This is a genomic window from Neorhodopirellula pilleata (assembly GCF_007859915.1).
Taxonomy (GTDB): Bacteria; Planctomycetota; Planctomycetia; order Pirellulales; family Pirellulaceae; genus Rhodopirellula; species Rhodopirellula pilleata.
In genome coordinates this window covers 341,076-349,992 of sequence record NZ_SJPM01000003.1, presented here as the reverse complement: position 1 = coordinate 349,992, position 8,917 = coordinate 341,076, and the positions used below count along the sequence as shown (strand labels likewise).

General features: G+C 57.1%; 4 protein-coding genes. All 4 read right to left on the bottom strand.

Annotated elements, in window-relative coordinates; genetic code table 11:
* Positions 1-929: 929 nt before the first annotated feature.
* From Pla100_RS10295 to pdxA, 4 genes are read right to left on the bottom strand one after another with little or no spacing between them, the layout of a single operon-like run.
* Positions 930-3,101: an Ig-like domain-containing protein gene (locus tag Pla100_RS10295; RefSeq protein WP_146577607.1), complete on the bottom strand. Its 2,172-nt coding sequence runs from the start codon at positions 3,099-3,101 to the stop codon at positions 930-932.
* Entirely contained in the window at positions 3,094-4,383 is a 1,290-nt protein-coding gene (locus Pla100_RS10290; RefSeq protein WP_146577606.1) for a DUF1552 domain-containing protein, read from the bottom strand. The genes Pla100_RS10295 and Pla100_RS10290 overlap by 8 nt, the downstream gene beginning before the upstream one ends.
* The gene (locus Pla100_RS10285; protein WP_146577605.1) at positions 4,380-7,751 is read right to left on the bottom strand and encodes a DUF1592 domain-containing protein; all 3,372 of its coding nucleotides are present in this window, start codon (positions 7,749-7,751) and stop codon (positions 4,380-4,382) included. Before Pla100_RS10285 ends, Pla100_RS10290 begins: the two co-directional genes overlap by 4 nt.
* Positions 7,748-8,827 (bottom strand): 4-hydroxythreonine-4-phosphate dehydrogenase PdxA, encoded by a 1,080-nt coding sequence (pdxA, locus tag Pla100_RS10280; protein WP_315853461.1) that lies wholly within the window; start codon positions 8,825-8,827, stop codon positions 7,748-7,750. Before pdxA ends, Pla100_RS10285 begins: the two co-directional genes overlap by 4 nt.
* Positions 8,828-8,917 lie beyond the last annotated feature (90 nt).

Here is an 8,917-nt window from a genome sequence, read left to right as displayed (position 1 = left end):
CTAGGTTACCTCATCCCCTTAAACGACCGAACTGTACAGATGGATGAACAAACAGCGAAGCGTTGATGGTTACGTCAACCATTCTGATCGCGTGTTTGATGACGAATGTTCGGAAGAGTGGGGGGATGAGGCTGGACTGTCGATAATTTAATATTGCGGCACTTCACGATTGCGCAAGTTTTCATCTCCGATATCTTGGCTCCCCTTTCCCCGCTGAGGTCGTGCAGCTTTTTGACCGCGGTTTTTGCGAGGTTTTTGCAAGCGAACCCCTCCCGAACGAAGTTGGGGAGGGGTCGAGCAGAGCCGTTCAGGCGAATGCGAGGGGGAGGGCTCGGTTGGGGCAGGCGTCGCGCGGATTGCCCTCCCCCGGAAATCTCGCTGAACGCTCGATTTCCGACCCCTCCCGCGACGCGGGAGGGGTTCTGCAAGTACTGGCGGAACCAACACTTAAAAGCTGCACGACCTCCGCTTCGGGGGAAAGGGGCTGGGGGTGAGGGGTATCTGGCGTTGAAAACCAAGCAGATTAACAGTGTGCTCAGCCCCCTCACCCCCGACCCCTCTCCTCCACGAAGGAGACTGCTGATTTAATTAAAAACACCGACTGAAGATCAGCCGTTTGGGCGTTAGGGGGCTGTTGATTGAATTAGCCGTACCGCGTTAGCGGCGGTTTCCACGGCCGTTAACCGGGGCAAACGCCCATCGGCTAATTGTTGTTATTCGGTATACGACTAAATCAACAGGCCGCTAACTCCCGAACACAAGTTCTTTGACCCACGCACGTAGCAGCGTCTCTCCGTATCCGAAAAGGGGTCTGACCCTCTCCGGCGATGCCAAAAACGCAACCAGAATTGACTCGCCTCCAAAGGGTCAGACCCCTATTCGGATACGCTCGAAGTACTGCGAGTCTCGGAGAGACTCGCCTACGTGTTTCAGGCGTCCTTGCGTTTGTCGAGCAACTCTTCGACGCGGTCTTTGGCGGTTCCGTCGTCACGATACGCATTGATCAACGTCGCCGGATCGAGCATCCGCCAAGTCGGAATGCCGGCGTACATGGTCGCGACAAGCATTCCACCGCGTAGCGCCCAAAGCACATATCCGATCGATGCCAAACCCAATGTCGTACCAACCGCGCCGATCAAAACCTCTTCATCTTCGTCTTTACCTTTGATCAGGTCGTCAGCGTCGGCAACCACATACCACGCAAACAGCGAGTCTTGGTCGGCGCGGAAGAGCTCGTCGCTGGCGAGTGAACCCAAACTAATCTGCGTAAAGTTGATCTCGAAACTGAGAGGACCGTTCCAGAAGCGGTAGCCTCGACCCAGACCATGGCTTGAAACAGACTTGTCGCTTGAGTCACGGGCGTCTGGATCGGCTCCGACCCAACCGTTTGCGTAGACCGAGTCGTCATCTTGACTAGATTGGGTGGATTTCGCTTTGGCCTGATCGGACGAATCCCTTTCTTGAGTATGGCCGCCGGGAAGGTCTCCGCCGTTGGTGCCTTCATCAATGTCTCCGGTCGAATCGCCTAGGACGTCGTCATTGCCGCCGGAACTTCCGGTGCCAGAGTTGCCATCACCATCGCCCGATCCGCTATCGCCAGTCCCGCCGCCTGTATCGCCCCCACCACCGGAACCGCCGCCTCCGCCCGGATTGCCCGCTTGTACGGCGATGCTCACCGTGGCGGTATTGTTGCTATCAAGGAAGCCGTCGTGGGCTCGGTAGGTGAACGAGTCCGTTCCAAAGAATCCAGTGTTGGGCGTGTAGATCAACGATCCGTCGGCCGCGATCGTCAGCGTTCCGTTGGACGGCTGCGTCACGATCACCATTTCCAACTCGTCACCGTCCACGTCGGTGTCGTTGGCGGTAGGCTCGGGGGTCGTCAAGGACTTCGATTGGCTCGCTAGCGTATCGTAAGTGTCGTTCAATGCCACCGGAGCTTCATTGACATCGAGAACGTTGATCGTGAAGACTTGCGTGCTGGTCGATCCGTCCTGAGACGTCGCGAGTACCTCGATCAAATGGCTGGACTGTGCTTCGAAATTCAAACCGACGAGTGTGGTCACGATACCACTGGATTGATCGATGGAAAAGCGGCCGTCGGCGTCGTCGGTCAATGCGTACGTGACCAGGCTGTTGGTTCCATCTCCGTCGAATGCCGATACGGTGATCCCGACGGGAGCCCCGACACTGTTCTCGTTGATCTCGTTGGTGTTTAGGTCCACATCGACCGGTACGGTCACGTCGAATTCGTCGACGTCGTTTAAGTAGACGGTGAAGGTTTCTTCATATTGACCACCGGATTGGTCGGTCACCCGAACGGAGATTTGATGCTGGTCGGCATCTTCAAAATCCAGTCGGCTGGAATCGAGCACGGTGATGTTACCGGAGTGGTCGATGGCGAATCGCCCGTCGGCATCATCGGTCAACTGATAGAACAAGTCTTCGTCGGCATCGATATCGCTGGGCGTGACCACACCGACGAGTTGTCCATCGGCGAGGTTCTCATCGATCGTCAGATCCGTTGTTGTCAGGTCGAACGGATCATCGTTGGCGCCTTGAATCGTGATGGTGATCTGTTGGGTCGACTGGGCACCTTGTCCGTCGACGATCGTGTACGTGAAGACGTCTTCGAGGGTATCCGTGGTCGTTCGTAGTGCCTCGACATCCGGATGATTGTTGTCGACGTTGTAAACATACAAACCGTTGCTTTGGATGGTGATGTTTCCGTAGAGTCCGTCAACCGGGGCACCCACGAAACCGCTCGCCGCTCCGGTGATTCCTTGGGCGACTCCGACGACATTGGCGGAATCGGTAACATCCAGATCGGTATCGTTGTCAAGCACATTGCCTGTCGGATCGATACCTGGGGTCGTGTTGGCATCACCACCCGCTTCGAATTCATTCGCCTTTGGTTGCTCTCCACCCTTTCTGTTGAAAACGCAGTTACCATTGGCTACGGGGCGGTAACGGTTTCCCCGATCAGGACTTTCACCCGATAATTCAATCGCCTTCACAGGCGCACTGGCACGGTGGTCCCCACCGTGATGCCTTGTACCAGACTTTCTCACGGTGGGGACCACCGTGCCACTTTGATTAAACATCGGTGATCGCTCCTGTACTGTCGGCGAATCGTTCGATGTTGACGTTTGCACGCTGAGCCAATGTCAACCAAAGATCCGCCAGCGGTCGACGTCCGGCATACTGTTTGAATCCGATGTGACTGACCAAACCGCCGGCCAACAAGACCTGCAAATCGGCATAGTTATGTTTGTCACCGTCGCTGATGCCGCTGCCCATCACGATGCAACAATGGTCCAACAACATCCCGTTGCCTTCAGGAATGTTTGCTAGCTGTTTGACAACGTAGGCGTATAGCTCGACGTGAAAACGATCGATCTCGGTGATCTTGGCTTTGGCCTCGTCGCCTTTGGTGTGCGTCAACACGTGATGGTTTTGTGGCGAGTCGAACACGCCATCAAACATTCGTGGACTATCCCAACGCTCAGGATCGACGATCAATGTGGCGACTCGGGTCAGGTCCAAACGAAACGCATGAACGATCAGATCCCCCATCAAACGCAAGTACTCGTCCCGACGCTCGGGAATCCCGGCGGGCTCCGGGAACGGTGGTTCGGTGATCCTCGCGGCGGCTCGCTCGGCCGCTTGGATTCGTCGTTCGGTTCGCCGGACACTTTCGAGGTATTCGTCCAGCTTCATTCGATCCGCCGACGAAAGGCGGTTTGCCAAGCGGGTCGCCGAACGTTGGACGCTGTCGAGCACACTTTGGTTGAGCACATTCCCGTCGGGTCGACCGAACAACCGATTGAACGCCGTGCGCGGATTCTTCTCGGTTTGCGCGGCGTGTCCAGGTCCGTACCATGAGATGCACTCGAAGTATTTGGTTTCTTTGCGGTTCGTGAAATCGTTGCAGCTCAATTCCAACGAAGGCAACGGCGTGTCACTGCCGAGTTGCCGGGCGAGCAATTGATCGAGCGTGGCGTTGGTCGGGAAGCCGCCGTCGAGCGTTTCTTGCGGGGCCGAACTGGTCAGCCAACACGAACCGCACTGGGCATGAACGCCGGTGCCGGGAACAAACTCGCGATCAAGCCCCGAGAGCAGTGAAACTTGGTCACGCACGGACTCGAGCGGCGTCAGCGCCGGGGCGAGTTCCCACGAATCGCCTTCGCTCGATGGCAAAAAGGTATCTTGGTTGTAACCGTTGGGCGTGTAGATGAACGCGTAACGTTGTGGGAATTTCTCGCCGGATTCGGAACCCTGGGCCAGCGACTCCAGCCACGGCAAGGCCAACGCGCCACCGGCGGCCGAACGAAGGAAATGTCGCCGAGGCAATCCGACGTTGCAATTCATGTGGCGTTGATTCATGGCTGGTTCCTGACGTGCTGGAAGGGATACGAAAGCACGGTGGCTTCAATGATGTCGGACATTCGATAGCCGTCTCGCGACGTGTCGGCGACAATCTGGTCAACGGCCTGCATGTCGAAGTGTTCCAGTTGACGACCGAGTGCATAGCTGAGCATGTGTTCGACGAATCCTCGGACCAACTCTTGTTCGCCGGCGCGGATCGCATCTTTGAATTCGGCGGGACTGGCAAAATCGTGATCGTTCCACGTTCCGCTGGCGTCGACGGGTTGTTCTCCGTCGTGTGTCCGCAGTTCGCCCATCGCGTCGAAGACTTCAAGCGAGAAACCCGGCGGATCGATGCGACTGTGGCAGGAATTGCAATTCGGATCGCTGCGATGTTTCTCGAACAGTTGACGCACGGTTTGAATTTGTGGACCGTCGCTTTCTTCGCTGACCGCTTCTTCCAACACGAACGCCACCTTGGGTTCGCTCGGCGGCCGATTGAATACGGTTTCGAGCAACCACGCGCCGCGTTTGATCGGACTGGTACGAAACGGCAGCGATGTCAGCGTCAACGGACCGGCCATCGTCATCACGCCGCCCCGCGTGCGGTCGGGAAGCGGCGTTCGAATCCAAGTTTTGCTGACGGTCCGATCGTCTAAAGTGTCTGCAATCAAACCTCTGGCGGAAGCGGTCGCTCGCGTCGCCCGATACGAGTCTTCCAAGCCATAGAGTTTGGCGAGTTGCTGATTGAGCCACGTGAAATCGGGATCGTATAGATCCAAGATCGAGCGATCTTCGGCCAGCACGGTTTCAAACAACAACAACGCTTCGATCATCATCGGACCGTGTAACGTCGATTTGCCTTGGGGCCCAGAATAAAATTTCTTGAACAGCTTGCGATCGGGTTTGGAACTGTAAAGTTGATCCAAACGCAACCATTGGACGGCGAACGATTCTGACAATTCTCGCGAATGCGAACGTTCCGCCAGCATTCGATGAACTTGGGTTCGCAAAACTTCGGCATCTAGTATCGAGCCCGACTTCGCGACGGACAACAGTTCTTTATCCGGCATCGATGACCATAGGAAATAGCTCAAACGATTGGCTAGTTCGTAAGGCCCGAGTTTACGAACGGGGCCTGCGGATTCGATGATCGGTTCGGACAGGAACAAGAACTCGGGCGATGACAAAACGGCTTGAACCATTCGTTGAAGGGCCGGCGTTTCTGTTTGGCCGGAGTTGATTTGCGACTCGACGAATTGCACCGCTGTTTGCAGTTCAGTGTCGGTTATCTGTCGACGATGGGCGCGGTTGAGGAAGCCATCTATCCGAGCCTGCAACGTGGCACGGTGGTCCCCGCCGTGGTCATGGTCCGATTGCTTGCTCACGGTGGGGACCACCGTGCCACGATTGGCGACAGGTTTGGGAGTTGGTGGCTCGATGCCCAGCAAATCTTGAAGGACACCACTATCTGCGAGTAGCCGATCGCTCGAGACGATCGCGGCCGCCATCTCGAGATACTTCTCAAACAACAACGGCGAGAAGTTCAGTGCATCGCCGCGATTGGCGAATCCATGCTCGGCACGGTTGTCCGCTGGCAGTCCCAATTGCGGAAGCAGAACGTCGTACTTTTGCCCGTATTCCCGCATGGACGTTTCCACGACGGTCGCGAACGTGGCACGTTGGTCGCCAACGTGATTGGATTCTTTCACGGTGGGGACCACCGTGCCATGTTGGAAATAGTCCTTGTCGGCGATGGGTAAGCGTTCGGGGAACATGAAGATGTCATAATCCAAACCGAACAGGTCACGGACCGTATTGTTGTATTCCAACCGCGTCAACCGGCGCAGGATCGGTTTACCGGGATCGATCGCCTTGAGATTAGGATCAGGTCGCGAGAGCATTTGACGGGAGAAGGAAAGGAGACTTTCCCGCTGCTGGTCATTGAGTTCATACCCGGAGTCCGGAAGCGGCATCTGCTGGGCTTCCACGACGTCAAACAGCGTCTTCCATAATGAACGGTCTCGGTCGATGTCCTCGACTGAATTGAACCGAGAAAGATCGACGGTGCCTTCCCGCGTTTCGGCATTGTGACAATCGATGCATTGCTCGCTCAAAATGCTGGCGATCGCGGCGAAATCTTGTGCCTCAGCCGCAATAGTTTTCGACGCGCCGATCACCATGCTCAGCAACACCATATATTTGACCAAAGTATTTCCCGATGCATTGCCAAGTGAAACGCCAACCCGCGAAGACTGTCCCTCTGTCTCATGGATGGCAGACTCATCGATCGCAGATGAAGCCGGAGGCACCCACGGATAGCTACCCGGCTTGATCACATACAAGGGTGAGTTTTCGTCAATCGATCGCAGTGCCACGATCCCATCGCCCGCGTTGGCGACCGCGACCATTCGTTGGTAACCAAGTTCACGGATCAGCTTCGATGCCGTCCGTCCCCCTTCGATCCAAACTTGTGAAGGGCGGCAATGGGCGAGCACGTCGGAGGCAATTTCGGTGAGTATATTGATCCGCGACTCAGGTGATCCGACGGCGATGTCTGCCGCTCGGATCGCGGCGCGGCCGTGACGATGCAACAGGCGACAGACATCGCCGGCGAGCGAGCTGGATGCTTGCGAACCTTGATACGACACCAACGGCCAGCCGTCGCACTTTGCCATACTCGAACCGCTAATCAACAGCACCTCGCCATCAACAACCAGAGGCATATCCTCGATCACATCAAGCCGGCCCGCTTCGAACCAACTCGCTTCCCAACTCGGCTCCGCCGCTTTCAAACAGACCGCCAGCACGGCCTCGAAGAACTCAGCTCCGCCGGCGGCCAAAGACGTCCATCGTCGAGAATGCCAATGGCGGGCATGGACTAGCAAATCACCACTAGACTCCACATCGCCGATGCGGATCGCCGTCGGATTCAACAACAGCTCGGCGACGTCGTTGGTCGTGCAAGGGTGCTCGGGATCTTGTGCGAAACTTGTTTCATGCAAGGGGACGCGATCAACGAAGATCTTGCCACCGACAACGGTTCGTTGCTTGCGAGGATTGCCGCACGCCAACAAACAACGCTGGAATCCGCCCGCAGCACGCACTGCCGCGATCTCCGCTGCCACGGGACCACGCAACAACGAGTCGACCTTCTTGAACAACACGTCCGGACGAAGTGCCAGTGCCTGCACCGTCAGCTCGAAGACCCTCGCTATGGCAGTGGCCGGATCCAAAGAACGACTGTCCGCGTCGACCACGATCACCTCAGCCGATGAATCGCAAATCTGCCCGACCTGGACCTCCGCTGAAAGGCCGAAACGCAGTGCTGCCCCCGCCACTTCCGCCGCGCCTGTCAAGTCATCCGCGATGACGATGATCTTCATGAGTGAAGCTCCTCCCCGTGGTGGCGACTTTCAGGCGCCAGTTTGATGAGCGGGTTGTTTGCGATTGGCGACTGAAAGTCGCCACCACGGGGGACGAACTTGCTTGCTAAAGCAATCGCCTGAAGCATGCTCGTTGGATCGGCATTGAAATCTTTCCATGCGATGTCCAATGCCGTGCCGTGGTCGACACTCGTGCGGACGATCGGCAGCCCCAAGGTCGTGTTGACTGCGGTTTCAAAACTAAGTGCTTTCAAGGGGATGTGCCCTTGGTCGTGGTACATGCAGATAAACGCATCGGTCCGTTCTCTTCGTGCGGGCAAGAATGCGGTATCGGGTGGCAACGGGCCGTCGATTTTCATGCCGCGGGCACGGGCCGATTCGATCGCCGGGATGATCAATCGCTCCTCCTCGCGATCGCCGAACAACCCGCCCTCGCCGGCATGGGGGTTCAATCCACAAACGACCAACCGCGAAGCTCGTCCGTGAATATTGCGGACCGCTTCGTCGGTCAACTCGATCACGTCGAGAACCCGCTCGGTCGAAATCAATCCGGGGACTTCGCACAGCCCCACGTGTGTGGTCACGAACGAGCACGTCAGCGCGTCGGACGTCAGCATCATGCAGGCCCGCGATGATTTCGTCAGAGCCTCAAAGATTTCGGTGTGTCCCGGGTACGGGACGCCTGAAAGACGCAGAGCCTCTTTGTGAATCGGTCCGGTCACGACGCCGTCGACTTGACCGGCCAGTGCCGCGTCGATCGCAGCGGTGATATAGCGATACGACGCTTCGCCGGTCAGGGCCGAGACACGTCCCGGTTCCCAGCGGCCGCCGAGCGATTCGATGTGATACACCGCGACTCCCACATCACGAGCGATCGCCACCGCGTCGCCGAGCGAGTTCGCCACTTCGGGCAGCGGCAACTCAGCCTGACGGGCAAGCTGAGAAAATACATCCGCGTCACCGAATAGGACCAATCCTTCTGTGCCTCGGCAAAGTCGAGCTGCCTTCAAACAGACCTCCGGCCCGACCCCGGCGGGGTCTCCCATGGTGACGGCGAGGATGGATGGAGAGGACACCGCTCGGCTCCGAAGACATTGCACGCGTTTTTTGAATTCTGCATGCAGTTTACGCAGTCCACGCAGCACTGTCAATCCTGCATGCAGAAT